The organism is Paenibacillus sp. FSL H3-0286 (assembly GCF_045040705.1).
In the GTDB taxonomy this organism is placed as follows: Bacteria; Bacillota; Bacilli; order Paenibacillales; family Paenibacillaceae; genus Paenibacillus_AQ; species Paenibacillus_AQ odorifer.
In genome coordinates, this window is sequence record NZ_CP150285.1 from 557977 (window position 1) to 584603 (window position 26627).

Annotated in this window: 23 protein-coding genes; 17 read left to right on the forward strand and 6 right to left on the reverse strand. The window is 45.7% G+C overall.

Annotation, left to right across the window (positions count from 1 at the left end; all coding sequences use genetic code 11):
* Window positions 1–376 precede the first annotated feature (376 nt).
* From MHB37_RS02435 to MHB37_RS02470, 8 genes are all read left to right on the forward strand, one after another.
* Complete coding sequence (locus MHB37_RS02435; RefSeq protein WP_036681022.1) at window positions 377–766, forward strand: NusG domain II-containing protein; 390 nt, start codon at window positions 377–379, stop codon at window positions 764–766.
* The gene (locus MHB37_RS02440) at window positions 750–1307 is read left to right on the forward strand and encodes a Gx transporter family protein (protein WP_076124520.1); all 558 of its coding nucleotides are present in this window, start codon (window positions 750–752) and stop codon (window positions 1305–1307) included. The genes MHB37_RS02435 and MHB37_RS02440 overlap by 17 nt, the downstream gene beginning before the upstream one ends.
* A 29-nt stretch (window positions 1308–1336) precedes the next feature.
* Window positions 1337–2191 (forward strand): ATP-binding cassette domain-containing protein, encoded by an 855-nt coding sequence (locus MHB37_RS02445; RefSeq protein WP_076179744.1) that lies wholly within the window; start codon window positions 1337–1339, stop codon window positions 2189–2191.
* On the forward strand, window positions 2182–3084 hold the full coding sequence (locus MHB37_RS02450) for an energy-coupling factor transporter ATPase (protein WP_076124517.1): 903 nt from the start codon (window positions 2182–2184) through the stop codon (window positions 3082–3084). Before MHB37_RS02445 ends, MHB37_RS02450 begins: the two co-directional genes overlap by 10 nt.
* Window positions 3077–3868, forward strand: coding sequence for an energy-coupling factor transporter transmembrane protein EcfT (locus MHB37_RS02455; RefSeq protein WP_076138201.1), 792 nt, complete (start codon window positions 3077–3079; stop codon window positions 3866–3868). The genes MHB37_RS02450 and MHB37_RS02455 overlap by 8 nt, the downstream gene beginning before the upstream one ends.
* Window positions 3869–3911: 43 nt before the next feature.
* On the forward strand, window positions 3912–5837 hold the full coding sequence (locus tag MHB37_RS02460) for a peptidase U32 family protein (RefSeq protein ID WP_076302343.1): 1926 nt from the start codon (window positions 3912–3914) through the stop codon (window positions 5835–5837).
* A gap of 97 nt (window positions 5838–5934) precedes the next feature.
* Window positions 5935–7221 carry an aspartate aminotransferase family protein gene (locus MHB37_RS02465; RefSeq protein WP_405168902.1) on the forward strand — a complete coding sequence of 429 codons (1287 nt, stop codon included), beginning with the start codon at window positions 5935–5937 and terminating at the stop codon, window positions 7219–7221.
* A 38-nt stretch (window positions 7222–7259) separates the two neighbouring features.
* Window positions 7260–8144: a UbiA-like polyprenyltransferase gene (locus MHB37_RS02470; protein WP_076179740.1), complete on the forward strand. Its 885-nt coding sequence runs from the start codon at window positions 7260–7262 to the stop codon at window positions 8142–8144.
* Window positions 8145–8713: 569 nt separating this feature from the next.
* On the opposite strand, the gene MHB37_RS02475 is transcribed toward MHB37_RS02470, so the two are convergent.
* The 4 genes from MHB37_RS02475 to MHB37_RS02490 form a co-directional block, all read right to left on the reverse strand.
* Complete coding sequence (locus tag MHB37_RS02475) at window positions 8714–9694, reverse strand: polyprenyl synthetase family protein (RefSeq protein WP_036682537.1); 981 nt, start codon at window positions 9692–9694, stop codon at window positions 8714–8716.
* A 16-nt stretch (window positions 9695–9710) separates the two neighbouring features.
* Complete coding sequence (locus MHB37_RS02480) at window positions 9711–10160, reverse strand: hypothetical protein (RefSeq protein WP_076124508.1); 450 nt, start codon at window positions 10158–10160, stop codon at window positions 9711–9713.
* Window positions 10161–10405: 245 nt separating this feature from the next.
* Window positions 10406–12286: an FAD-dependent oxidoreductase gene (locus MHB37_RS02485; protein WP_076124507.1), complete on the reverse strand. Its 1881-nt coding sequence runs from the start codon at window positions 12284–12286 to the stop codon at window positions 10406–10408.
* A gap of 48 nt (window positions 12287–12334) precedes the next feature.
* Window positions 12335–13228, reverse strand: a complete 894-nt coding sequence (locus MHB37_RS02490; RefSeq protein ID WP_076124505.1) for an FMN-binding protein — start codon at window positions 13226–13228, stop codon at window positions 12335–12337.
* 460 nt (window positions 13229–13688) lie between these two features.
* Between MHB37_RS02490 and MHB37_RS02495 the strand changes: the two genes are divergently transcribed.
* The 5 genes from MHB37_RS02495 (at window position 13689) to MHB37_RS02515 (ending at window position 18003) form a co-directional block, all read left to right on the forward strand.
* Complete coding sequence (locus MHB37_RS02495; RefSeq protein WP_036682530.1) at window positions 13689–13892, forward strand: CsbD family protein; 204 nt, start codon at window positions 13689–13691, stop codon at window positions 13890–13892.
* 169 nt (window positions 13893–14061) lie between these two features.
* Entirely contained in the window at window positions 14062–15474 is a 1413-nt protein-coding gene (locus MHB37_RS02500; protein ID WP_076179738.1) for an ATP-binding protein, read from the forward strand.
* Window positions 15475–15569: 95 nt separating this feature from the next.
* Window positions 15570–16844: an MFS transporter gene (locus MHB37_RS02505; RefSeq protein ID WP_051491245.1), complete on the forward strand. Its 1275-nt coding sequence runs from the start codon at window positions 15570–15572 to the stop codon at window positions 16842–16844.
* 19 nt (window positions 16845–16863) lie between these two features.
* A complete protein-coding gene (locus tag MHB37_RS02510) occupies window positions 16864–17529 on the forward strand; it encodes an oxidoreductase (protein WP_076124502.1) in 666 nt (221 codons plus the stop codon).
* A gap of 93 nt (window positions 17530–17622) precedes the next feature.
* Entirely contained in the window at window positions 17623–18003 is a 381-nt protein-coding gene (locus MHB37_RS02515; protein ID WP_036682524.1) for a RidA family protein, read from the forward strand.
* Between the two features lie 94 nt (window positions 18004–18097).
* Here MHB37_RS02515 and MHB37_RS02520 read toward each other — a convergent pair whose 3' ends face one another.
* Window positions 18098–18865, reverse strand: a complete 768-nt coding sequence (locus MHB37_RS02520) for a TspO/MBR family protein (protein ID WP_076124500.1) — start codon at window positions 18863–18865, stop codon at window positions 18098–18100.
* Window positions 18866–19328: 463 nt separating this feature from the next.
* On the opposite strand from MHB37_RS02520, the gene MHB37_RS02525 reads away from it, so the two are divergent.
* The 3 genes from MHB37_RS02525 to MHB37_RS02535 all read left to right on the forward strand — a co-directional run bounded on the left by MHB37_RS02525 (window position 19329) and on the right by MHB37_RS02535 (window position 24533).
* On the forward strand, window positions 19329–22415 hold the full coding sequence (locus tag MHB37_RS02525) for a DEAD/DEAH box helicase (protein WP_340916316.1): 3087 nt from the start codon (window positions 19329–19331) through the stop codon (window positions 22413–22415).
* A gap of 33 nt (window positions 22416–22448) precedes the next feature.
* On the forward strand, window positions 22449–23240 hold the full coding sequence (locus MHB37_RS02530; protein WP_076193698.1) for a hypothetical protein: 792 nt from the start codon (window positions 22449–22451) through the stop codon (window positions 23238–23240).
* Window positions 23241–23381: 141 nt separating this feature from the next.
* Window positions 23382–24533 carry a YCF48-related protein gene (locus tag MHB37_RS02535; protein ID WP_076282514.1) on the forward strand — a complete coding sequence of 384 codons (1152 nt, stop codon included), beginning with the start codon at window positions 23382–23384 and terminating at the stop codon, window positions 24531–24533.
* Between the two features lie 364 nt (window positions 24534–24897).
* Here MHB37_RS02535 and MHB37_RS02540 read toward each other — a convergent pair whose 3' ends face one another.
* Window positions 24898–25587: a GTP pyrophosphokinase family protein gene (locus MHB37_RS02540; protein ID WP_051491247.1), complete on the reverse strand. Its 690-nt coding sequence runs from the start codon at window positions 25585–25587 to the stop codon at window positions 24898–24900.
* A gap of 243 nt (window positions 25588–25830) precedes the next feature.
* Between MHB37_RS02540 and MHB37_RS02545 the strand changes: the two genes are divergently transcribed.
* Window positions 25831–26622 (forward strand): zinc ribbon domain-containing protein, encoded by a 792-nt coding sequence (locus MHB37_RS02545; RefSeq protein WP_076124493.1) that lies wholly within the window; start codon window positions 25831–25833, stop codon window positions 26620–26622.
* Window positions 26623–26627: the final 5 nt, after the last annotated feature.

The window sequence follows — 26627 nt, forward strand, 5'->3', positions numbered from 1 at the left end:
ATATAATAATGAATTCCAAGATAAGGTTTATTTGATTCTAGAGAGGAACAAACCTCGATAAGGGGCGCTTAGATTTTGAAAGTAACTTAAATTGGGTTAATTGTGAATTATTCCGGAAAAGCTAGTAAACCAGAGGAGATGGGCGATCTCGGTGCAAATGGGCTAAAATGTAAGTTGGATATTTTTGCAAACGCTACAAACTTCAACTGAAAATGCCAGAGACGAATGGGTTGTGTCTGCTGGGGTTATTTTGCGTGCCTATTTTGTGAACAGCTCTCTAAAACTGACAATAAACTCCAACATTGATTGAAGGATTGAGGGTAGACCGTTATAATTAATAAGTCTGGATTTTAATTAAAAAATAAGGGAGATTTTTATGAAACGCGCAGATGTGTGGCTGATTTCCATCGTATTGATTGCTGCGCTCGCTTTTCTCGTACCGAGATGGTTTTCGGACAATGATGACAAAGGTGGGGCCGGTAAAAATCTCATAGCCAATGTAACGGTGGACGGTGAGTTATTTAAAACGGTAAAGCTTACAAAAGAAGAACAAACCATTGAGGTCCGCACGGAACGCGGCTATAACATTTTGAAGGTGCATGATTACGGGATTGAAATGTACGATGCCGATTGCGCTGATAAAGTTTGCCTAGGTTTTGGTTTTATTACCCTGCCCAAACAGACGATTGTCTGTCTACCGCATAGAGTATTAGTCGAAATCACCAGTGCGTCGGGGGAGGATGATATAGATGCCTATGTCCAGTAGTGAATCTGCAACAGCTTTAAAAAGAACAGTGATTATTGCGATTTTCGCCGCAGTGGCAGTAGTGTTAAGTTTAATAGAGGCACAGATTCCGTTATCCGGGATGGGACTGGTGCCGGGTGCTAAGCTCGGACTGGCCAACATTATGATTTTGACTTGTATTTACTTTTTACGTGGACGGGATGCTTTGCTGCTTGTCATCCTCAAAACACTGCTTACTGCATTTCTGCTAGGTACCTTCTCAAGCTTGCTGTTTAGTTTATTTGGTTCACTTTTTAGCTTTGTTGTTATGTTTGTGCTGATGCTGATTAGTGGCAAAGGTAAGAGTATAAGCTTGATCGGAATTAGTATAGCCGGTGGGATTGCGCATAATATCGGTCAGCTGCTGGCAGCTTCTATGGTATTTGCATCACTTAGTATTTTTTATTATCTTCCCATGCTGCTGATCACTGGGGTAGTAACAGGAATTGCCGTGGGCTATGCAGTCCGTTATTTGGTGGCGTCATTGTCAAAAATATCGCTGTTTGAAGAATTTTTGGACTGATTAGTCACATCAGCGGAAGGATGACTAACATGAATGAATCATACGAAGGTCAAGACTTAGAGGGAGAAGGACAAGCAGTCATCTCTCTGGATGGGGTATCGTTTGGCTATGATCCCGAGCATCCGATTCTTCAAAATATAACGTTATCTATCTCTCGAGGACAATGGGTCAGCTTGGTTGGTCCTAATGGCTGCGGGAAGTCTACGTTGGTCAAGCTGCTCAATGCTCTCCTGCCTAAGGGGGCTGGTGAGATTGTGGTTAGTGGCATGCTGCTTAGTGAGGAAACGATCGGAAGCATTCGGCAATGTATCGGAATGGTGTTCCAAAATCCGGATAATCAGTTTATTGGAGCCACTGTAGAGGAAGATATCCTATTCGGCCTGGAAGGGCTTTGTTTGCCGTACGAAGAGATGGCTGAACGTTTGCACTCCTATACGACGAGACTAGGAATAAATCATCTGTTGTCCAAGCATCCGGGTGAGCTGTCGGGAGGTCAAAAGCAGCGTGTTGCTATCGCTTCCATTCTTGCTATGGAACCAGGCATCGTCATTTTTGACGAGGCCTCTTCTATGTTGGATGAAGGAAGCAGAAATGACCTTCTCGGTATTCTGCAGGATATGCGGGCAGAAGGGAAGTACACGATCCTCATGATTACGCATGATGCAGATGAGATTTTGGCATCGGATCGGGTGCTTGCGCTGCATGGAGGTGGTTTGGCTGCAGATGTTACACCGGCGGAGTTGTTCCGGAACGAGGAGCTTCTGGAAAAATGCCATCTGCGTGAACCTTATCCTTGGCGCCTTGCACGCGAGCTGCAGAACCAGGGTATTCATGTGGATGTTCCGACCAGTGAAAAGGAGCTTATAGACACGTTATGGCCATAGAATTACAGCAAGTAAGTTACACCTACGCTGACCGAAGCCTCTGGAAGCTGACGGCGCTCCGGGACATTAACCTCAGTGTACCCATTGGCTCGATGGTTGGTATTGCGGGGGCGACGGGCTCAGGTAAATCGACGCTGCTGCAATTGTTTAACGGGATACTGAAACCAACCGAGGGTACGGTAAAAGTGCTTGATGTAACTATTCAGGCTGGTGAGAAGTCACCTAAGCTAATGCCACTGCGCCGCCGAGTCGGATTGGTATTTCAATTTCCGGAGCAGCAGATGTTCGAAGATACGGTCGAGAAGGATCTCATTTTCGGTCCCCTTAATTTCGGCATGAGTCTCGAAGAGGCAAAGTCACGTGCACGTCAGGCCATGTCAGATATGGGGCTGGATCTCGCACTGCTAGAGCGGAATCCTTTCCAATTGAGCGGTGGACAAATGCGTAAGGCGGCTATCGCTTCCGTGCTAGCTATGGACCCTGAGGTCATCGTTCTGGATGAGCCCACGGCAACGCTTGATCCCATTAGCCGTGCAGAGCTAATCAGCTTGCTGGAGAGATTATGTCGTGAGCAGGGCAGAACGATCATTATCGTTACGCATCGGATGGATGAGTTATTGCCCTATGCGGACAGCTGGGTTGTACTTAAAGAGGGCAGCACGGCGTTTCAGGGCAGTGTAAAGGCGCTTGCAGATGATCCTTCAATTCTGGAACAGTGTGGTTTGACGGTTCCGCAGTCCCTTCGTTACTGGCGTGCAGTTGCTGATCATTTAGGTCTTGTGGATGAAGCACCCCGCTTGACGGCTGAGAGTCTGGCAGAGCTTATAGCTTCGCTGCCAGCGGAATCAATAAGCACTGGTAAGCCCGATGGAAAGAGGGATGACCATGAATGAGAAACTGATCTTAGGTCGGAGTATTGAGACCGGTTCGTGGGTGCACAAGCTGGATGCTCGTGCCAAAATCACTGGCATGCTATTATACGTAGCTGTTATCCTGCTCTCACGTTCGTGGATGGCCATGGCTGTGCTGGCTATTTTTTCGATAGCCGTTATGGCTTCAACGAAGATTCCGCTTAAATACTTCCTGAAAGCAGCTAAGCCTTTACGTTATTTAATGTTGTTTATCTTTATTGTGCAGGTGGTGTCTGTAAAGACAGGGGAGGTAATGCTGACTCTTGGTTCCTGGTCTATCTATGAGGGAGGGCTAAGATTAGGGGCATTTTCGGTCATCCGCATGTTCTTTCTTATCACCTTTACAGCGCTTCTGACCTTCACAACAACGCCGGGGAAGCTGAATCAAGGGCTGGAGGGGATCTTGACACCCTTCAAAAAGCTTGGCTTATCCCCTGACCGTATCACGCTGATGATCAGCATTTCACTTCGTTTCATTCCTACGATTCTAGATGAATCGCAGATCATAATGAAAGCGCAGGCCTCAAGGGGAGCCGATCTGAAAGAGCTGCCTTTGAAGGAAAAGGGACGGATGTTAGTCTCCCTGCTGGTCCCGATTATCGCCAGTGCTTTTAGGCGTGCTCAGGATCTGGTGTATTCCATGGAGGCCCGCGGTTTTCGCATGGATGCTCCCCGCAGTCGGTATCACCGCCTAAGGTGGGGCAAATTCGATACTGTTTTTATTGGGATGTTTGTGGTCATGGGAATTGCAGTAGCTTTGTTATAATACTCATTCCCTATTAGTAGTATCAACTTGGGAGGGAACTTGAATGGCACGTTATTTTAACGGTAGAGAAGTCGAATTACTCGCACCCGCAGGAACGTTTGAGATTTTCAAGGAAGTGATCCAATCACGGTGTGATGCAGTTTATTTTGGTGGACCTGTATTGAATATGAGAATGATGCGTAAAGGTTATAACCTTACTCATGAAGAGATCGTAGAGGCACTTGATATCGCACACCGTCTAGACAAAAAAGTGTATATCACTGTGAATAATCTTTTTAGTGAGGAAGATGTGGAGGAAGCTAGAGAATACTTGCGTTTCCTTGATGGTGCTCGGCCAGATGCCTTGATTGTTCAGGATATGGCAGTGTTGGAGCTTATTCGGGAGATGGAGCTTAACCTTCCTATTCACTCTTCCGTAATGATGAATGTTCACAACCTGGAGATGATCTATGCGCTGCGTGATCTGGGTGTAACTCGTGTAGTTACCTCGCGGGAAATGGACCTGCAGACAGCTAAGCTGCTTGGTCAGCGGAGTGGTATGGAGCTGGAATATTTTATTCACGGGGATATGTGCTCTGTGCATGGTGCAAATTGTTACTTCAGTTCCCATGTTTTTGGCATGAGCAGCAACCGGGGAAAATGTATGAAGCCTTGCCGCTGGGATTATCGGGTTAAAAAAGACGGATATGTATATCCTGCTGAATATCCACTGGCTGTCAAAGATATGTTTATGTATGAGCATCTTCCGGAATTGATTGAATCAGGCATTACTTCCTTCAAAATAGAAGGCCGTATGCGTGATAAGGATTTTATGGTGATGCTGGCGAATAGCTACGGCGAAGCCATTGACCGATATATCGATGATCCGATTGGCTTTGATCGTACGGTTGATACTAAAGAGCTGTACAACAACCGCAAGCGTGACTTTTCGACAGCTTATGCTTTTGGTAAACCAGGGTTAGCTAACATTAACCGTCGTTATGAAGGTACGGGCAAATTCTATAGCACTGGAAAAGTATTTAGCACACCAACCGCAGAACGTGAGCTATCTGAAAAACGTGTAGAGGAATTGCGGGAACGTTTGGCGCAAGAAAAGAAACCAATGGCAACAAAAGCTAAGCTGGCTGTACGTGTGAATAATATGGAACAGGCGCGCGTAGTATTGGAGCTGGGTGTGGATAGTTTATACTTGCCGGGGGATGTATTTGAACCGGACAGACCTTTTACAAAACGTGATATTAAGGAACTTGGTGAGCTAAAAGGCGATAGCAAAATCTATTTAGGGTTGCCACGCATGATGACCGAGCTGCATTTTGATCAATATGATCAATTGCTTGGTGGAGAACGCTTGCCGATCGACGGTATAATCGTTACTAATTTGGGAGCGATTCGCAGATACAGTTCTACAGGTTATCCGTTAATTGGAGATGGTAGTTTAAATGTCTACAATCATCTTTCAGCCCAATTATATGCAAAATTAGGTTTAACTCAGCTTTCGGTTTCACCGGAAATGACGCTGGAGCACTTTGCTACCTTTGCCTCGCGTTGTGACACGCCTTTGGAAGTTGTTGTACATGGTACACCTGCACTAATGTATATGGAACATGACCTTTATGAGAATACTGAAGTAATGGAGCCTATCGCTGAAGAGGATAATCAATATGTGCACAATAATGTATTGGTTCTAAAAACAGACAAAGGTGAAAATCCGGTATATCGTGATCAGCACGGCCGTTGCCATCTTTTGTTCGCGAAAGAGCTCTGCTATTTACCGTTGCTTGGTGAGATGATTGATCTAGGCATATCTAGTTTCCGTATTGAAGGAGCGACATATAGCGCTCAGCAGTTGCGTGAAATTATAATTTCTTATCAACAAGCTATGAATCGTACTGAAGTAAAAGATGATATGCTAGGTGGTCTTGAGCCCATTTATGCGGGTTATACTCTAGGTTCGCTGCAATTTAACTAATTCTATTTTTTGGGGCAAAATACCGTCTGCTAGTAAGAAGAATGCACAGTACTCTATGAATAAGTTACTATTTTCACAAGAAGAGAGGGAATCAATCATGGAACAACAAGAATTCATCGGAAGAGAAGCCGTAGCGGCAAAGCGTAAGCAATATTTCTATCCGTGTACACAGCATTTTTACCGCGATGCGCCTCAGCTTGTGCGAGGTTCGATGCAGTTTGTGTATGATGAAAATGGCAAACAATATACAGATTTCTTCGCAGGTGTATCTGTAGTTGCCTGTGGGCACTGCAATCCAGCCATAACTGAACGTACGATTGAGCAACTGCAGCAGCTGCAGCATACGTCTACGATCTATTTAACTCAGCCAAATGTGGATTTGGCTGAACGTCTGGAAGAGGTTATGCCAGGCGGTCTACGCCGAACCTTTTTCGTGAACAGCGGCTCAGAGGCTAATGAAGGCGCACTGCTGCTCGCTCGGATGTATACAGGACGCAAGGGGTTCATTGCACTGGAAAGTGGTCTACACGGCCGTACCAATCTAACTATGAGCGTGACAGGTCTGCCGATGTGGCGTACCGATAAATACTTGGATCATGACGTTGAGTTTATTCCTCGCCCATATCATCCAGAACTATCTCTAGAGGAAGCCGCTGCACTATCCCTGGAATCTCTGGAGCGAGTGCTTGAGGAGAAGGGGAATACTATCGCCGCAATGATCGTAGAGCCAATCCAAGGCAATGGTGGTATGATTATGCCAACGCCAACCTATTTCAGTGAGGTCAAAATGTTGCTGGAGAGATACGGCGTGCTTCTGATCGCTGATGAAATTCAAACTGGATTTGGTCGTACAGGCAAAATATTTGCTATGGAGCATTTTGACGTAGTGCCCGATATTATAAGTATGGCCAAGGCACTGGGGAATGGAATTCCGGTGGCAGCCTTTGCGACAACGGATGAGATTGCACTCGCGCTGAACCGTCCGTCGGCTTCAACCTTTGGAGGCAATCCGGTATCTGCTGCAACGGCGCTGGCTGTGCTTGATTATATTCGCGATGAACGGCTTCCTGAACGCTCAGTGCTGCTCGGAGAACGATTGAAAGCAGGGCTAAAGACCCTTCAAGACCGTTATCCTTCGCTTATTGTGGATGTACGGGGAATTGGGCTTATGTTGGGAGCGGAGCTTGCTGGTGAGGATGCAGAAGGCTCTGCGGCGCTTACAGATCAAGTACTGGAAGCGATGAAAGACAGAGGATACCTGATCGGCAAAAATGGCATAGGACGCAACGTACTAGCCTTTCAACCGCCGATGATTATTACGAAAGAGGATATCGACGGGCTGCTTTACAACCTGAATGAAGTCCTTGCGGAGCTTAATGACTAATATAATGAATTTCAAGTAGCGAAGAAAGAGGAAAACGAATGGCTATTCTAAACATTTTTAAAACTGCAGGCCTAAAGCTTAAAATGTTCAGTGAACTGGTGATGTTCTCTCATACGCTTTTTTCGCTGCCGTTTGCCATTATCTCGATGGTGTGGGCTGCTGGGGGCTGGCCATCAGGGCATGTGATGATCTGGGGTCTGATTGCATTGATCGGTGCCCGTAATGGCGCTAATGCATTCAATCGGCTGGCAGACCGTACGTTTGATGAACAGAATCCTCGTACGGCACATCGGCATTTGCCACAACGGTTATTGGCAGAAAAAGAAGTGGTTGTCTTTGTTATTGTCAATTATGCCATCTTTATTGTGGCTTCAGGCATGCTGAACTTGCTCTGCCTGCTCTTATCGCCGGTAGCAATCGTGTTAATATCGACTTATTCTTATACAAAACGTTTTACCTTTCTAAGCCATTTATATTTAGGCTTTGTTATTGCTTCCGCACCGATTGGTGCATGGTTTGCCGTAACCGGAAATATCGCATTTACCCCGTTTGTGATCGGGACGGTAGTTATGCTCTGGATTGCCGGATTTGATATTATCTACGGCACTCAGGACATTGAATTTGACCGGCGGCATGGGTTATGGTCTATTCCGAGCTTCTTTGGATTAGAGAATGCGCTGCGTATCGCCAAAGGTCTACATTTCATTATGATTATGCTGCTATTATTTCTATACGTATGGCAGGATCTCGGCTGGGTGTATCTGGTTGGGATTGGCATCGCTACATTGCTCCTGATGACCGAGCATAAGATTATAAAACCTTCGAATCGTAAGCTGATGAAGGTGGCTTCTTATAATCTAAATCAGGTAATTAGCATAGTGATATTATTGTGTACGCTGATTGATTTTTTCTATGTTAGTTAGGGAGCTGGCTTTGGTGAGCCGGCTGGCTGAGCATTGGCGCATTGCCCTCAAACTAACAACAAAAGACAATAGCCTACCCAAAAGGGGTAGGCAAGTGGATCGGAAAGCTGGCTACGCTAGCTTTCCTTTTTTGTGTTGACTCGGTTCCCCGCTCTGCAAGGGGGAAGCTACGAGTTGAATGCAAAGATTAGGGAAAACCTCCCTAAGCTTATTGAGTTTTTTTATCCTTTGACTTTGTTTTAGGGAATTTGTCCCTGAAATACAGCTGGTTACTCCTAAAAGCATGCTAAAGTGGACTTTATTAGGGAGGAATTCCCTAATATCATGGTTTTCGAACGATTATTAGCTAATTTTAGGGAGGTTTTCCCTAATTATATCCGATGGAGTAGAATGACTAGTCTAGCTCATGTGCGCTACGCTGCGTTTGCGTGTTTAGCTTGTCCTGTTGAAGCGGGAAAATAGCAGTTGAATTGCGACAAGATCAATAAAATGATGTGTCTAAATCAAAAAAACGGATACCCCCAAGTGAATGGGAGGTATCCGTTTTTATTTGTATTAGATCGTACGCTTTAGCGATCACGGTCCGCAAAATATTGCAGCAACGTTTCCAGATCAGCATGCGCAGGGTAGGAGGAGAGCTGCTGCACAATAGCTGCAGCTTTATCCAGATAGTTCTGGCTGACCCGTTCAGCGCGAGCGAGGGCATCGCTATTGTTAATTAGGGTGAGCACATGTGCTACTTCAGCGTCGGAAGAATCCGGGCCGATTGCACGGATCACAGGCGAGAGCTTAGGGTCCTGCAAGGCGTACAGCACTGGCAGGGTGACCTGACCATGTCGCAGGTCGCTACCGGCAGGTTTGCCTAGGACATCGGCGGACTGTGTGAAATCTAGCAGGTCATCTTGTATCTGAAAAGACATCCCTAAGGCTTCTCCAAAATTATAAAGGAGATTGGCAACTTCTTCGGTGCTTTCAGTGGACAATGCACCAACCCGTAAGCAGGTTGCCATAAGAAGAGCGGTTTTGTTTAAGGATTTCTCCAAATACTGATCCATTGTAATTTCATAATCAAAAGCATGTTCCATTTGCTGATATTCACCCAGACACAGCTGAGCGGTGGCTACAGAGGATAAGTCATGAACGTATCTGTTTTTATCGCCGGTATATTTGCTCAGCAGCTCGATGACCCTAGCGGACATGTAATTACCAACATGTACTGCTGACAATGTACCCGTCTTAATATGTAAGGCGGGTACGCCCCGCCGTAACTCAGAACGGTCAATGATATCATCATGAATTAATGAGGCGGCATGAATAAATTCAGCAGCAGCAGCTAATTGAAGCGCTCTGCGACCGGTATCCTTACGGCCAAACCGACTGCCAACAATGACCATGAGGGGACGAAGGCGTTTACCACCGGAATTTATAAGCTCTAGAACACTTTGCGCGAGCTGAGATTTCTTAGGTACATCTTTATCACGCGCTACAAGGTTTACGATTTCGCGGTTGATTTCATTTATGTCTATATTTAAGGCCTCATGCAGCTTCATTTATGGATCCCACCTGTCAAATGGCTTTACTTGTGCGACTACGCTGTCTGCACTCTTGAATCAAGAACTCTTCGATTCCAGTAGCTGGATCATGTTCCGCGAAGTCTCCATTTGACCGTCTAATCTGCATTTTTTTGATCGAAGGAGCTAGATAAGCAACTAAGTCGAGCTCACGGCATTTCACCGCAAACTGCAGGTAAAAGCTATACAAATAATCTCCATCCAAAATGTTGCGTGTAAGGTCGGGATGATGTGGGATACATTCCATATGGCGCTCTGCTGCCAAAGTGAGAATAGTGTAAATACCCAGCAAATTGACTTTGCGGCTGTATTCCAGATCATGGCGTTCCAGTACCGAGATTAGCTGTTCACATGCAGCCGGAGAGGGCTGAAGCTCAATTCCGGCAATAGGTGACATTTCAGTATGCAACAACCGGAGGGTATCTTCTATGAGTTGTTTGTTCACAAGATTCTCTCCTTCTTGTCGGTTTTGCCGGAAGAAACCATACCCCGATCATCCCTACAAAACCATTCATTCAAGAAAAAACCACCATTTCCTAGGATTAGGAAGGTTATTTTCTTCTTGTAAATAAGGAGAGTAATGTGTCCTAGGGACACATTACTCTGAAGTATATCCATATTTAACCCTAATAAAATACAATTTGCACATATGTTCTATATGATAAATTACACAAATTCAGGGTTTTATTATCAGTCGGTGTATAGATACCATCGTCTGACGAGCGGAATTCTCTTCCACTGTTTCTTAAGCCAAGGAAGTACATAGTAGTCTAGACCAAGTGTGCTTCCCGATCCGCCGATGCAGGCAATACCAGCAGCAACGTACCATAACATTTCTGTCGAGGCCATTTTGGTTGACCAAATCATGACCGACATGCCTACGGTCGCTATAGAAGCAAGTGCTGTGAAGAGACCAACGATGAGCATAATACCGAAGACGATTTCTGCACATACCATACCGATTTGGAACCATTTCGCGAGGAAAGTATAACTTCCGTCGTTGTTGTAGAACATCAAATCCATGAACCAGTTTGTAATGTTGTATACGAAGTTAGGTACAGGCAACGCTTCAACTGCTTCTTTTGCAGTGGATACTGCTGAAGCTGCAGATTGTGCATCTACGGTGTCTTTAACTGCATCTACTGCAACACTGGCTGCTGATGAAGCATCCGTTGCAAAAGGAGCAGCTGGAATCAAGAAAATCTTATCTGGATCTTTCCAAATCTTTTGGATCTTCTCAATACCTTCGTATAACCACATACCCCCAAGTAGAACACGAAGTGGAACGAGCCAGAAATTAGGTGAACGTTTGGAGAAGTGACCACCCAAGAAGCTCTTGCGGTTCTCAACATGGAAGAATTCATGCATCATATATGTCCATACTTTATTGAATCCGACAACCTGAGACAGGTAGAACATATTAATAAAGTGTTTGGATAGCATTGCCATGAATCCAGTAAGCATAAAGAACTTACCTGGCAGACCAACGTTAGCTACGCCGTAGCGGCTACCAATGGAGACCATTGTACCGTGGAAACCTGGTTTGTAAGCTTTTTTAGCAGTGTTCTGAATGTCGGCGGCAATGTTGCCAGCAACAATCGGAGCGGCTTGTTCAGCGTTCTCAACCATTTGTGGTACAGGACGAGTTTCACCTTCAGGAATGTAGAAAATGTTGTCCCCTACTACGTAGACGTTCTTATGATCTACACTTTCCAGGTTCTCATTCGTAACAATCCGTTTGCGGCCTTGTTGTTGAACTTCAAGTCCACCAACGATTTCGGAGCCTTCAACACCAGCAGTCCAAACAATTGTTTGGGAATCGACGACGTTTTTCTCACCAAGGGCAACACTACCATTGCCTACTTCGGTGATTTTAGCGCCAGTAACGATTTCCACGTTCAGCTTACGAAGGCGAGCTTCAGCTTTTTGAATCAGCTTATCTGGAAGGATAGGCAGAATCTTCGGAGCCATATCAGCCACAATTAGTCTTACTTCGGATGGGTCGATAAAGAACTCCTTGCATAATTCCTCGCGTTGTTCAGCCATTTCACCAACCAGCTCGACACCAGTAAAGCCGGCACCGATAATAACGAAGGTCAGCATAGCACGGCGTACAGCTGGATTTTTCTCCATAGCCGCTTTGGTATACATATCGCGGATTTGGCGTTTCAATGCTACCGCATCATCGTAAGACCAGAAGGAGAAGGTGTTTTCTTCTGCTCCTGGAATACCGAAGAAGGTTGGTTTGCTACCTGTGCCGATTACAAGGTAATCGTAAGCGTAGGTAGCTTTATCGGACTTAAGTTTTCTGCTTTTGAAATCGATATTGCTGATCTCATCAAGAACAACATCTACTTTAAGGCCCGCAAAAATTTTCTTAAGATCGATCTTGATTGAATCCTCTGGAGCACGGTTCGCGGCAACCTCATGCAGCTCAGTCAATAGAGTGTGATATGGATTCCGGTCGATCAGTGTAATTTCAACATCTTTGTTTTTCTTAAATTTCTTTGCCAGTTTCTTAGCCGTGAGTACGCCGCCGTAGCCGCCGCCCAAAATGACTATTTTCTTCAAGAGAAATTCACCTCATTCGTCTGATTAGCTGCAGAAGGTCCTGCGAAATTATTTCGCGCCTTCGAGTGCTTTTTCTGCAAGTGTAAAATATTCACCAACATGAATACTCACGCCGGAAATTGCATCAGTTTTGCCTTCAGCATCAAGCGTTGGAGCAGTACCTTTGTTTTCAAGGAAGTATTTTTCAGCCAAAGCGATTTCTTCATGCCATTCAGCAGAAGCGCCGCCAGCTTTCATACCATATTTACCATCAACGGAGAATTGCTTCTTGTCATCGCCAGCAGCATTCAAACCACTGAATTTAACAGCTACAACATTACCGTTAGCAACAGTCAGGTCAACAGTGGATTTCCAACCGGATTCAGCGTCCATTTCGCCTTCAGCATGGTAGCCTCCGTCTTTATATTGACCAGCTTCTACTGGACCAGCAGCAAGAGCAGCTTGAGCAGCTTTTACAAAGTCAGATACGTGTACGGATACACCAGAGATGGCATCAGTTTTCCCCTCAGCATCAAAAGTTATAGCTGCTGGATCTTGTTTTTCGATCAGGAATTCTTCAGCTTTAGCTGCTTGCTCATGCCATTCAGAAGAAGCACCGCCAGCTTTCATGCCATATTTACCATCTTCAGAAACCTTTTTCTTCAGGTCGCCTGCAGTGTTAACGTTAAAGGCATCCCAGTCAGCTTTAGTGATCTTTCCACCTTCTACAGTTAAGAGTGCGAAATATTGCCAGCCAGTTTTAGCATCAACGTCAGCAGTACCGTAGTAAACTCCGTCTTTGTACTGTCCAGCTTCAGTTCCAGCGTTACCGGAATTTGTTGCAGGAGCAGTTGTTTCAGCTGGTGCGTTAGTAGGGGCTGCGGCGTTGTCTGTGTTGTTACCACAACCTGCGAGCAATCCAAGGATAAGTGCGCTCGACAAGATAACAGAAGCTTTTTTCATTTCAAATGACCTCCAAAAATATAGTTTAAAATATATATATTAAAATGTAAAACATTTTAATAGTCGAGCGAAGTGATAAAAATCACTTTATAAATGATATTTGTCACTTTAATCTCATACCTTATTACCCGTTTGTAACAGTATCATGACTTATATCGGCATACATTAGGAAAAAATTTAATGATGTTGTTTTATCTCCGATGGCATTCTAGCACATGGACTAGGAAAACATTTGTGAAATAAATCACTTAAAAAATTAAATATTTAATTTATATCTGGATTATATCAAATTTTAAAAGATTTGAATACATAAATTAAAAAATATATGTGACAGAATACGACTTAATTTGCTAATGCCATGAATGGCGGAAAGATTCATAGCGAATGGGGAAGGGTAAGTAAAGGTAACACGGGATAACGATCCTACCCTAATTAATTCAGCTAAGGAGATGAGCTTATAATGGACAACAATGTATTTAAAGGGAAATGGAAACAGCTCAAAGGCGAGGCCAAGAAGCAATGGGGCAAGCTTACAGATGATGATCTTGACGTAATTGATGGTGAAAAGGATAAATTAGTAGGTAAACTACAAGAACGTTATGGACACACGAAAGAAGACGCGGAAAAAGAGTACCAAACTTGGGGACGATCCTACCGCGATTAATTCGTTACTAATGACGTCTATAATAAAATTCCAGAAGAAGAGCGCAAATCGCATCTGATTTGCGCTCTTCTTCTGCGTCCGTGGGCGGTTAGTTATCGAATAGGGCTTTAGTATGGTAGTATTATGAGATGAAAGTTGTAATTTATTTTGCCAAGGTGGGAGTGAATCTATGGGTTATCTTAAAATATTTTTTGGAAACACCGCGATGCTAATAGCTGTAGCCTATTTGGCTAATCTTATATATAAAAGCACCATTTCAAATGCAAGTGTAAGAATAAAGAAAGTAAGCTGGGTATTACTAGCCATCTTTGCCGGGTGGATTAGTACTCTTTTTGGATATAGGCTGGATGAGCATGTGATTTTTGATTTGCGTTTTGTGCCACTTATTATTTCAACGCTGGCTTATCCGCATCCTTTCATTCTTGTTTTGATTGGTATAGGAACAGGTCTTACACGGTTAACTTTTGGAGTAAATGAGGCAGCAATGGCTGGTACAATTAATTTGTCCATTCTAGGATTTGTTTGTGCTGCGCTTAGCTACTGGGTCAGACGATCTAGCTTATGTATAGTGAACAAAGGTTTGATCGTGATTCTAGTCGTAAATGTAATGAATGCAATCAACATTATGGTGTTTGGTGTGATTCCCGCCCCAGAGTACATAAGAGAGATTATGCCGATTACTTTCCCTGCGGGGTTGATTCTAAGTGTTCTATTCTCCTTAATTATTCGTGATTTTCAATTAGGACTCTTACGGAATGTGCAGATTCAGCGTGCTAATGAACAACTGTCCGCCCAGACGGAGGAGCTGCATAAGAATAAGATAGCGCTTGAAGAACGTGCCGATCAGTTAATGATGGCTTCGCAATTTAAATCCGAATTTCTGGCCAATATGTCTCATGAGCTTCGAACACCACTGAATAGCATCATTAATTTATCGCAATTAATTGAAGACAATGATAATTCTCTTACGGAAGCAGAAATGAGTGAGTATGCAGCCATTATCCGCCGTTCTGGTGAAGAATTATTGATGATAATTGGCGATATATTAGATCTCTCCAAAGTGGAAGCAGGTCGATTGGATATTATAAATGAAGATTTAAGTGTTATTGAGATCCCAGAGATCCTGGCTATGCAATTCGCTGTCACGGCTAAACAAAAGGAATTAGAATTTACTATTGCTATGGAAGAAAACATCCCGCAAATGATTCATTCCGATCCACAGCGGATTCAGCAGATCCTGCGTAATTTGCTCTCTAATGCTTTTAAATTTACAAAGTCTGGCCATGTCGCACTCCGTATTCGTCAAGAGGAACGTGGGGAAAGAGCTATTGTGAAGCATTGGATTGTATTTGAGGTAGAAGATAGTGGGATAGGTATTGCACCAGAGAAGCATGCCATGATCTTTGAAGCCTTCCAACAGGCGGATAGAACAATTAGTCGAAAATATGGCGGAACAGGATTAGGACTTTCTATTAGTAATGATTTGGCCAGACTGCTCGGAGGGTTCATTACTTTAGAAAGTGAGGAGGGTAAAGGGAGTCGTTTTTCGCTTTATTTACCCCTCGAATTCATAGAAGAGTAAGCTCCAATATTATTTGTTAATTTGGCGTATTGACAGTAGATTGATGCGGAGTAGAATGAAGCAAATGCCGCATCAAAGGAGTGTTACCCCTTTCTATGAACAACATGGAAACTAAGCACACAGTTACTAGTTCAAAGCGTGTCCGTAAAACCTCAGTACATCGCAGGAATTTGCGCATTGCTACCTGGGAAGGTGTGCCATCGACCATTTTCCAGGTCCTGCTGCAAGGGCAGTTTCTAACAGGATTCCTGCTATATTTAGGAGCCACTTCAAGTCAAATTGGATTTGTGCTAGCGCTTACCACTTTGGTTAACGTGATGCAGATCGGGGTAGCTTTTTTGATTCAGAAGCTGCCAAGCCGCAAATGGGCTATGGTTACTTTTATCGGCCTGCATAGGATACTTTGGAGTTCTACGGGGCTAATTCCGTTTATTTTTCCTAAAGAGTATTGGGTCATGGCTTTTATAGCCTTATATACTACTGCTTTTATTGCCAATACGGCGGGTGGTGTGCTGTGGAGCTCTGTGATCAGCGATCTTGTTCCGGCACGTGTGCGTGGACGCTATTTTGGGATTCGTAATACGTTCCTGAATGCACTCGGTAGTCTGGTAATGTATGGTGGGGGTATCGTTTTGGATCGTTATCCCGGGAGCCATGGCTTTTTGATTCTTTATATTGTTGTGTGGATCTTCGCGATCTCTAACGTCGTTGTATTCTTTTTTTATCCCGACGTGCCTTTCGAGAAATCGGAAGAACATAAATTTTTACCGATGTTTAAGAAACCGCTTAAAGATACTTTATTTATGAAGTCTACTTTGTTTCTGGCCGCCTGGTTGCTGCTGCAGAATTTAACTGTTCCGCTATACTCGTATGTCATGTTGCAGTTACTTCATATAAATTATGAAACGTTATCACTGCTTAATGTGTCCCAGACTCTTTTTATGATGGCTAGTTTCTACGTTTGGGGTAATCTAAATGCAAAATATAGCAATAAACGTCTGTTGTTCTTTACGTTGCCGATTATTGCCTTGTCCTCGTTGATGTGGGGACTCTTGTCTGTGTTGCCGATGCTGTTGGTGTTGTTTGCCGCTCATATTGTTTTTGGTGTAGGTGTAGGCGGTTTCAACCAGCTGGCCTTTAATTTTATTATTGGAGACACGCCGAAAAAAGAACGGCCTATGTATATGGCGACCTATGCGGCGCTTACGGGTTTATCATCCTTTTTTGGTCCGCTTATTGGGGGACAGCTGTATGAAAAAATTGCCCACTGGCCGCAATGGACCCAAGTATACGGTATGCAGTTGGTAGTGGGAACGCTTATGATCGCTCTTGCCTTCCTGCTGGGCCGTCGTATTCTAAAGGACGAATAGAAGTAAAGGGGACTATTCCATGTTAAGGATTGCGTTGGTATTAGGGGCTACTGGATTAGTAGGGAAAGCGGTTACGGAGGAATTGCTGAATCGTGAAGGATGGGGTGAGGTGAGAGTGCTTGTACGGACTCCATTAGCTTTAGAACATCCTAAGCTTAAGCAAATCGTTGTGGATTGGGAGAGCCTGGCGGAGTATAGCGATTCGTTCGAAGGCGTTCATTCCATCTTCTGTTGCCTCGGGACTACGATCAAGAAGGCAGGTTCACAAGAGCAGTTCGAACGTGTCGATCTGGATTATCCGCTTGCAGCTGCTGCTATTGCGAGAGATCACGGTGTTAAACAGTTCTTGGTTGTTTCATCCATGGGGGCAGATGCCAAATCGCGCAATTTCTACAGTCGGACTAAGGGGAGAGCAGAGGAAGCGTTAAGCAAAATCGGTTTTCAAGGGCTGCATTTGTTTCGGCCATCCTTGCTGCTGGGTCATCGTGAGGAATTCAGACTGGGAGAACGCGTCGCGGCTAGATTGATGAAAGCACTGGAGTTTGTGATGGTTGGCAAAGCGGCTAAATATCGTGCCATACCTGGTGTAACTGTGGCGAGAGCTATGGTTAACATTGCCTCTGCTGACACGCATGGTTTGCATATCTACACGAATGAAGTAATACATGTGATTGGAAAACGTTAAGTTTTTCGGGCTGCTAATAAATTTGCATTACGGTGAGAACAGGACTTACAATGGACAATAAATGATCAGCGTTTAATGGAGAGGGGTAACAAGATGAGTAAAAAACAAGTAGCTACTACAAAAGCACCAGGAGCCATTGGTCCTTATAGTCAAGCCATTACCACCGGTAGTTGGGTATACACTTCAGGACAACTGGGCCTTAATCCCGAGACAGGGAATTTGGCTGAAGGCGTTCAGGAACAAGCTCGTCAAGCACTTAGCAATGTACAAGCTATTCTTGAGGAAGCTGGTGCATCACTGGATCATGTAGTGAAGACCACCGTATTCCTAAAAGATATGAATGATTTTGCAGCAGTTAACGAGGTTTACAGCACTTTCTTTAAAGAACCTTATCCTGCCCGCAGTGCCATTGAGGTTGCTCGACTTCCCAAAGACGGACTTGTTGAGATCGAAGCGGTAGCACGTAAGAAATAAATATGATTTCGCACTTCTAGATTATTCTACAAAAAAAGGCGGGTTAAGGAGGATCACCTTCTTAGCCTGCCTTTTTATATTATCAAGAGGACAATCAGTATCTGCTGTATCTTCTGCGGCGTGGTGTGAGCAATAGCCAAATGCTGTAGAGCAGCAGAAGACCTGCCGTTACTGTGCCCGTTACAAAGACTGCATTAGCTTCTCTATGTTCCAAGGCGATCGCGATGAAAGCCCATACGAAGACCAGAGGATAGATGCTGTCTCGGTTAGGATAGCTGACTAACACCGCAAGCAGTGTCCCCACGCAGAGCATGATCACGGCCCAGGTTATCCCGCTAAGTCCAAACCCATCCCAATGATTTTTCTCCAGAACAACGCTAACATTCACGATAGTCGCCACAGAGATCCAGCCAAGGTATATACTAAAGGGTAGCTTGATCAGCCATTTCTCACCTGAAGTAGGATTTGCGATCTGGCGCGTTCGGCGATAGATAACAATGATGGAAATTAACATTAACACCATGGCAATCAAAGAAAGCTCGATGTATAGATACTGCCAGAGGAAAAGCCAGCTCATATTAAAAACACAGCTCAGGATAAACCAGAACGAAATAGCTCGTACAGAATCCCTAGAGCTTGTATAGGAACGGAATTGATAAATAACGAAACCGGCTAACAAGAGATAAATCAGTGACCAAATGGAGAAGGCGTAGCCAGCAGGAGTCATGTAAGTCTTATATTTGTCAGAGATTTCTCCTGTACTGTTTCCGCCCAAAGGCAAGGTTACCGCCAGCACATTTACGATAATTACACCCACAAAGAATACGAGGTTCCACCATTTATAAGGATTATAACGTCTCAAATAATTCACTCCCTAGCTTTTTTAATAGGGTGTTGCTTATTTAGAATATACCCCTTTTTGGCCTAATTAAGACTATAAAAAGAAAAGAAGTGACTAATGAGTCATAACATTCTTGGATAGCAAGGCAGTGGTGCGGGGTATTTTAATTGAATCAAATTACGGGGTGTTTCTATATCCTTCAACTTTATTTCATAAAAATCTACAGAAAATATGCAGAAATGTTTTTAAATCAGCGCTTTTTCGTATAAGATGAAGAGATGAAGATTCAAGAAAATATAAGTTTTGTCCTAGTTCTTTATCCTTATATTTACCGCAGGACCGCATTCCCTCTCTAGAAGAGGAAGAAGCGACTTCTACTTGTATAGCTTCAAAATTTATTTCTCGCGGAAAAGGTTGCAGTTACCCTTCCTGATGGTATGGGGCTGGTTCTTTTTTTGCTTGCTTAAAAGACAGGAGATCACCGATGACTAAGCATCTGTATGCAATATGGTTAGGGGACGTTTTATTTTGCTTCTCTGGCGAAACTTCGGAGCCGAAGGTTGACGCTTGGACTCGCGTAGTGAAGCGGATGGAGCTACAGGGAGGAGTGCGTCCTTTTGCAACTGCTGCTCTGCGTCTGGCAGAAGTGAAATATCCGGCTCCCCCTGTAGAGGGGAAGCCAGCCCGGCGCGGATTGCCCGGACGAACGTTCGAAGGGCTCGCCTTGGTTCCTAGCGATGCATTTCAACTGCTTCTGGCATGGGATGAGACGTTATGCCGAGAACAGGGAGTGGAGCCAGGCGGCGAACTGCGTTACTGGGCAGCAGCGGCACGTTTTGCGCTGGAGCTGATGGGTACTGGCGGGATTACGCCGGGTGCCTTGCCACCACGCCCTGTGGGCTCACGTCGCCGTGGCGGCGAACAGGCGGCGACGGTCTGCTGGTCGCCAGCTTTCCGAAAGCAGGAGGACAAAGAGATCTTTCTGCAGCTGGCAGCATCCATGCCTGTTCTTGCACTAGGAACGCATATCGCAGAGGCAGGGGATTTATCCTCTCGTGATGAGGCTGGAGCATATGTGCTTTACTCCTTTATGCAGGCTGTAATGACTGCTGAAATAAAAAAAGTAATTGCGGGCATTGAAAGTGAGTTAACCCCTTATAAAGCGAATTATCGCCGGGGTTATTCCCCTTTAACTGAACTGTGGTGGAATAGCCTTCTCACGGGAAGCCGAGATATACCCGTGCAAGGAACTCCGGCAGAGGTGACAGACCTTTTGGTCACTGTGAACGAGACCGCTGGCAGCGATGTGCCACATTCAGAACCAGAGGAAGCACGGAGCGGGCAGCTGGGTCTTGGGTTACGGCTGGAGCCGCCAGAAGACAATAATGAAGTGTGGCGGTTAACCTTCTGGGCGGAGAACAAGGAAGAAGGGGAATTCTGGTTTCCCGCCAAATCGATCTGGAGCAGTAAGGAACGAGAGTTTACGTTATGGGGTAAACGCTATCGCAATATCCAGCAGCAGCTGCTTATAGCGCTGGGCCGGGCTGCGAAGATATCGCCGGATATTCAGCGCGCTCTTGCTAAGCCTGCGCCTACGGGGGCGGATTTGGAACCGGAGCGTCTTTATTTCTTTTTGAAGGAGACGGTGCAGCAGCTGCGCGATCGGGGAATAACGGTGCAGATGCCTTCGCGCTGGAGCCGTGAGGGACGCCGCCGCATTGGCATGAAGATGAAAATGCAGCCGGGCGTGAACGGGGGCGATAGTCCGGCGCCCGCAGCTCTGGGTATGGAAGAGCTGATCTCGTTCCGTATTGAGGCCTCGCTTGGAGATAGTACGATTAGTGAGGAAGAATTAAATGCATTAGTAGAGGCCGGTGTACCTTTTGTACGTTTCCGCGGGGAATGGATCGAGATAGATCCTAAAGAAATCCGCCAGGTTCTTAGATATATGAAACGCCATGAAAACGGAGAAATGACTGCCGCGGATTGGATGCGCCTAGAAGCCGAGGATGGTGAGGATCGGCTCTGGAAAGGAATGTCCGTCACTGGGATGGAGACATCCGGGCTGTTGGCATCACTTATGCGCGGAGATGTATTACGTAATCTTCCGGTGCGTCCCGTACCTGAAGGTCTGCATGGAACTTTAAGACCTTATCAGGAGCGGGGTTATCAATGGCTGGCCGAGCTCAGTGGTCTGGGTTTTGGGGTATGTCTCGCCGATGATATGGGTCTAGGTAAAACGGTGCAGGTTATCACCTGCCTGCTGGACCGGGCGTTAAGTGCTCCCCCTGAAGAGAAGCAGGAGCCGGTGCTGATTCTCTGCCCAACTTCGCTTCTTGGCAACTGGCAGCGGGAGCTGCAGCGCTTTGCTCCTTCGCTTAATGTACACATACATCATGGTGGACGCCGTGTTCGGGGAGATAGCTTCTTAGAACTGGCAACCAGTCATGATATCGTACTGACGACCTATCACTTGGCAGGGCGTGACAGCGAGGATTTAGCCAATGTCCAGTGGTCAACAGTAGTGCTGGATGAAGCTCAATATATTAAAAATCACCGGACGAAGCAGGCACAGAGTGTGATGAAATTATCGGCACCGCATCGCATAGCTATGACAGGTACTCCGGTAGAGAACAGACTTGGCGAGTTATGGTCTATTTTCCACTTTTTAAACCCGGGCTATTTAGGAACCTATCATTCCTTCCGGCAGCGTTATGTGTCTGGTGAAGGTGGGGAACGCCTGCGGGAGCTACATCGCTTGGTATCCCCCTTCCTGTTGCGGCGTCTGAAGAGTGACCCGGATATTTCTAAGGATTTACCGGAGAAGCTGGAGCTGAAGTCTTATTGCCCGCTGACCGAGACCCAAGCTGCCCTGTATCAGGGTGTCGTGGATGAAATGCTCGGTGTGATCGGGGAGAGCAGTGGTATGGCTCGCCGTGGACTGGTGTTATCCTCTCTGACGAAGCTGAAGCAGATTTGCGATCATCCTCAGCTATTCCGGAAAGAAGAAGGACGGAGTCCACGCAATGAACATTCCGGTAAAATGGAGGTTATGTTCGAGGTGCTGGACAGTGTCGCTGAAGTTGGCGAATCTGTGTTGATCTTTACGCAATACGTAGCGATGGGTGAGCTGCTGGTGAGCAAGCTTACTAAGCGTTATGGTACATCGCCGCTGTTCCTTCATGGGGGGATTCCAAAACGGGAGCGGGACGAGATGGTGCATGATTTTCAAGAGGGCAAGGGGCCAGCCTTCTTCGTGTTATCTCTTAAAGCGGGCGGAGTAGGTTTGAACCTAACCCGGGCCAATCATGTTATTCATTACGATCGCTGGTGGAATCCGGCAGTGGAGAATCAGGCGACAGACCGGGCTTTCCGAATTGGGCAGGATAAGAACGTACAAGTTCATAAGCTGATTTGCCAAGGAACGCTGGAGGAACGTATTGACGAATTAATTGAGCGGAAGAAAAGCCTTTCGGAGCAGGTTGTTGGTTCTGGTGAAACATGGTTGACCGAGATGTCTAATCATGAACTGAAGGAGCTTATTGAACTGCAGGATCAGGATTGGATGTAAGGAAAGACATGAGCAATACGGAGGGATCGAACAATGAGTGAACTGTTAGAGATGCGGCTGGAAGTTGTGCCTGGATTAGTAAAAGCAGCATGGACGGCTTCGCCCGGGAAAGTGACGGGAGGGTCGCGGGCAAAAGGTGAATGGAATGTCGGTACTTCTGCTGTTCCTCAGGGACAAAGAACGGAGCAACCTCTCTCTCTGAAGGTTCCAGTATGGCATGCTGCCCGTAGAAAAGAAATATTGCGGCGTCTGGCGCTAAGTCCGGATGAGGTATTTGCTTTGCTGCAAGGGAGATTGACGGGTGGGCTGGCGGAACTGGAGCTTCTGCCTACAGATACAGAGCTGGAGCAAGCCCTCTTTGAGGGGGAAGGGTTAGAGAACCAGGCGGAGACTCTGCAGCTTATAAAAGAACGACTTGCTGAAGAGCCGCTGCTGGCGCTTTCTCTGAGAGGATTTACTAAGGGAGAACTCCTGGATGGAATATTTGCCCTTTGGGCTGAAAGTGATATAGCTGCCGATGATTCTGAGACAGAGGCAGCCCCAGCTAGTGAGCTTGCAACAGAATTAGCACGGCTAGAGCGCAAGGGCCCCGCAATTTCTTCTGGGGAATGGCTTGCAGAAGCGGCTGCTGAAGGTTCGCTTCACCAGCCGGGACCGCAGTTCCATGAGATTACGGCTAGGCCATTTCCCTCATCGCCGGTAGTAGCAGCGGTAACGGAAGACTGGGGAGCTTTGCTGCCTCAGACACCTAAGGCTCTAGAAGGCCTAACTTTGATTATGAATCGAGTAGCAGAAGCTGCTGCCCGTCGTGCAAGTAAGGCGTAGTCAAACAGCAGTGGAGTTTAGAGAAGCCGCTTCCTATCTGAGGAGGCGGCTTCTTCTTTGTGTAAAGCTTCTGTAACCTTTTACTATTAAACTCTGTCTATGATTATAGAATAGAAGGAAATGGAAAAAGGAGGGTTTCATTTGAGACTATATGCCGTTTTTGCCCCGATAATCATTGCTGGGTTATTTCTGCAATCCTACATGGTAAATGATAATCTTGGTTTAGATTCGAGTATGGGGATAAATACCGCTGAGCTGAAGACGGATATGAATTCTTTGCAGGGGTATCCTGCTAAATTTAGCATGAATGACATAAAGCATGGGTGGGGAATAGATAAGACTGGATTATGGACTACGAACGATGGAGGAAGTAGTTGGTACCATCCGGACAGCAATATTGTTCCTATTCCACAAGAAACAGGCATCTTTGCCGCAGCAAGCTTTTTCCTGAATGCCACAAATGGCTGGATTATAAGTAGTCATGGTATAGGGCAACCTGTCCTGATCTATCATACCTCTGATCAGGGCCAGACCTGGAAGGAGACAAAACTTCCCGTCACGGAGGATTGGGAGCAAGGATACAGTGGCGGTTTTATTCATTTTATCGATGTGAATAACGGGTATGTGCTGCTGGATTCAGAACCTGGTCTCGGGATGATGGAGAAATCCTTGTATCGCACGGCTGATGGCGGGAACAGCTGGAAGCGAATCGGAAATCTAACGGAGAGTATTAAAGCCTATCCAACAGGGATAACCTTTCAGGATTCCCAGAATGGCTGGATCACCTCCAGCAACCATGGGCAAGAATACATTTTAACATTCAGAACTACGGATGGCGGGAAGAGCTGGAAGCCGGAGCAATTAAAGAAGCCAGCTGCTCTGGCAGCCTTTACTTACAGTAATAGTTATCCGCCTAAATTCTCAGGCAAAGACAATATGAAAGGCATCCTGCCGCTGGAGATCGTTGACGATGGGATTCGAAGTATGGTGTTTTACACAAGTGATAACGGAGGCAGGACATGGAAGCTTGGCCCTCAATTGCTCGGTACTGAGGCAGCGAGAACAACATGGCTGAACGCTCGTGAAGGTTGGGCTTTGCAGGAGGGCGGCAAACTGGTGGCGACTGTCAACGGGGGTGTAAGCTGGAGGTTGATTGCGACATCACAGCTATTCGCGAAGGCAGAAAACATTCAGTTCGTTACGCCGAAAAACGGTTGGTTGGCGGGTCCAGGATTTCTAAAGACCACTACAGATGGCGGCGTTACATGGAAGCCTTTGGTTAGTAAGCCTTGAGGCTGAATACAGCGGAACGCCGGGTCATGATTAGCCGTTGGTTGAGGTTTAGGGACTCAGGAGGCGTTATTCACACATTTATCGCCTATCCAGTATGTTTTCGGACTCCAGTGCAGCTATCCTATATAGGAGGGCGCAGATCCGGAGTTTTTTATGCCGTTAGCGACTTTGGGGTCCGTTAGTATGCAAAATGGAGGATTATTTTGCGAATAAGATAGGCTGTGTCCGATAGCACCTTGCTTCGGCGGCGAAGGGTAACGATCAAACGGCCTAATCGATTAAAAAGAAGGGGGTGTCCCAGCAGCCATTGTCATGGCTTATGAGACATCCCCTTAATTTTTGAGAAATGTAGAAATATGAAAGCTTAAACCTGCCCGCCGGCAGGGGATTCCCCTTCTGCAAGTTCCAGAATCTCGCGGCGTAGGCGCAGCATTTTTTGATCCAGTTCATCGGCGGCGCGTGCGGCATCCTTCAATTCTTCCGCAACATGCGAAGGAAGCTGCTTATCGAATTTATAATACAGAATATGTTCCATACTTGCCCAGAAGTCCATGGCTAGGGTTCGCAGCTGTATTTCGGCTTTGACCCAGCGTGTTCCTTCCAGCAGGACGAGCGGAATTGCGACGATAAGATGCAGGCTTTGATACCCATTCGGCTTGGGATGGGCTATATAATCTTTGATCTCCAATACGCGAATGTCTTCGCGTGTGCTGAGGTGATCAACCAGACGGTAAATATCTTTAACAAAAGCACATACAATCCGCATACCTGCAATATCGTGAATGTGCTGCTCCATATTTTCCAAGTTGAACTCGAAACCTTTGCGCTCCATCTTTTGAAGGATGCTCTTGGGTTCTTTAATTCGGCATTTAACATGCTCGATGGGACTGAAGCCGTCACGGACCTGCCATTCCGTTTTGATCACATCGATTTTATTCTCAAGATCGTTTAGTGCATGGCGATAGAGTGCTGGCAGAGACTTGAACTCATTGATAAGATTTGTGAAATCCTCGTTATCTTGCCAATGTTGCAGATCCTTAACGTGTACCTGCATCTGTTTTAGCGTAAGCTGTGTGCTGTCATGTTCTTCCACTGAAACTCTCCCAATTTCGTTATTTGTGATTAATTCTATTTTAACCGATGTAGAACCCCTGACGCAAAATAACGTCTGAAATCAGGGAAAATAAGAATTTATAGGAACATTCTCCGCTAAATCGCGTATTAAAGCACATTAATGAATCTGTTCGATACATTTGGTATGATAGAAACACGTATCGCTGGAGAGGGAGGAACTGTAATGAGTTTTATGAAACGAATCAAAGATAGTGCGAGCCGGGTTACCGAAAAAGCACAAAGCTCTGTTGAGATCGGCAAGCTGAACGGGCTTATTTCCGATATTGAACGTGAGATGGAAGTGGAATTCACGAAAATGGGCAGGCTTTTTTATGAAGGGTATCGCTCTAAGGATATGTCTGTAGCTGAAGGCAAAATGGTAGAACTGGCACGGACCTGTTCCAAGCTTCAGGAAAAAATTGAAGTCCAACGCGCAAGAATTGCTGAACTGAAAAATGAACGGTTATGTTCTTGTGGCAATGTTGTGGCGCTCGATGCAAATTTTTGTCCAAAGTGTGGAAGTAAGCTGGAGGAGCTAACCACATCAAGAAAGATTCCGTCACCGCCGGTATTCGTCAAAACTGTGGATGAGGACGAAGAGGATGAGGATCAATACTATGGTGCGGATGAGCTAACGGATGAAGAGAAGGAGATTGCAATGAAGCTCCATCCGCAAAGTGTGGTGTATTCTGAGATCCTGCCTTCAGAGGATGATGAGCTGCCATTGGAGGAATATGCGGCGAACGAACATGACATTGAACGGGATCGCAGACATGCTGATCAGCTGGAACGGGAAAGACAAAGACAGCTTGAGCTGGATCGTCGCATCCGCGATTGGAACGCGAATGAACATCAGGAGGAGACCGCAGTCACCCAGGACAGTGGTGTTCGTGATATGATTAAGTGTCAAATCTGTCGGAATGAATTGCCAAAGGGCTCCTTATGGTGTCCACGTTGTGGATCGGAGCAAATATAGTACAG

What these genes read in the sequence shown, in the direction of transcription:
- MHB37_RS02525 (WP_340916316.1), top strand. Translation starts at nt 19,329, where the DNA reads ATGACTAAGCATCTGTATGCAATATGGTTAGGGGACGTTTTATTTTGC.
- MHB37_RS02465 (WP_405168902.1), top strand. Translation starts at nt 5,935, where the DNA reads ATGGAACAACAAGAATTCATCGGAAGAGAAGCCGTAGCGGCAAAGCGT.
- MHB37_RS02440 (WP_076124520.1), top strand. Translation starts at nt 750, where the DNA reads ATGCCTATGTCCAGTAGTGAATCTGCAACAGCTTTAAAAAGAACAGTG.
- MHB37_RS02505 (WP_051491245.1), top strand. Translation starts at nt 15,570, where the DNA reads ATGAACAACATGGAAACTAAGCACACAGTTACTAGTTCAAAGCGTGTC.
- MHB37_RS02490 (WP_076124505.1), bottom strand. Translation starts at nt 13,228, where the DNA reads ATGAAAAAAGCTTCTGTTATCTTGTCGAGCGCACTTATCCTTGGATTG.
- MHB37_RS02450 (WP_076124517.1), top strand. Translation starts at nt 2,182, where the DNA reads ATGGCCATAGAATTACAGCAAGTAAGTTACACCTACGCTGACCGAAGC.
- MHB37_RS02435 (WP_036681022.1), top strand. Translation starts at nt 377, where the DNA reads ATGAAACGCGCAGATGTGTGGCTGATTTCCATCGTATTGATTGCTGCG.
- MHB37_RS02540 (WP_051491247.1), bottom strand. Translation starts at nt 25,587, where the DNA reads ATGCAGGTACACGTTAAGGATCTGCAACATTGGCAAGATAACGAGGAT.
- MHB37_RS02530 (WP_076193698.1), top strand. Translation starts at nt 22,449, where the DNA reads ATGAGTGAACTGTTAGAGATGCGGCTGGAAGTTGTGCCTGGATTAGTA.
- MHB37_RS02500 (WP_076179738.1), top strand. Translation starts at nt 14,062, where the DNA reads ATGGGTTATCTTAAAATATTTTTTGGAAACACCGCGATGCTAATAGCT.
- MHB37_RS02515 (WP_036682524.1), top strand. Translation starts at nt 17,623, where the DNA reads ATGAGTAAAAAACAAGTAGCTACTACAAAAGCACCAGGAGCCATTGGT.
- MHB37_RS02510 (WP_076124502.1), top strand. Translation starts at nt 16,864, where the DNA reads ATGTTAAGGATTGCGTTGGTATTAGGGGCTACTGGATTAGTAGGGAAA.
- MHB37_RS02545 (WP_076124493.1), top strand. Translation starts at nt 25,831, where the DNA reads ATGAGTTTTATGAAACGAATCAAAGATAGTGCGAGCCGGGTTACCGAA.
- MHB37_RS02460 (WP_076302343.1), top strand. Translation starts at nt 3,912, where the DNA reads ATGGCACGTTATTTTAACGGTAGAGAAGTCGAATTACTCGCACCCGCA.
- MHB37_RS02475 (WP_036682537.1), bottom strand. Translation starts at nt 9,694, where the DNA reads ATGAAGCTGCATGAGGCCTTAAATATAGACATAAATGAAATCAACCGC.
- MHB37_RS02495 (WP_036682530.1), top strand. Translation starts at nt 13,689, where the DNA reads ATGGACAACAATGTATTTAAAGGGAAATGGAAACAGCTCAAAGGCGAG.
- MHB37_RS02455 (WP_076138201.1), top strand. Translation starts at nt 3,077, where the DNA reads ATGAATGAGAAACTGATCTTAGGTCGGAGTATTGAGACCGGTTCGTGG.
- MHB37_RS02445 (WP_076179744.1), top strand. Translation starts at nt 1,337, where the DNA reads ATGAATGAATCATACGAAGGTCAAGACTTAGAGGGAGAAGGACAAGCA.
- MHB37_RS02470 (WP_076179740.1), top strand. Translation starts at nt 7,260, where the DNA reads ATGGCTATTCTAAACATTTTTAAAACTGCAGGCCTAAAGCTTAAAATG.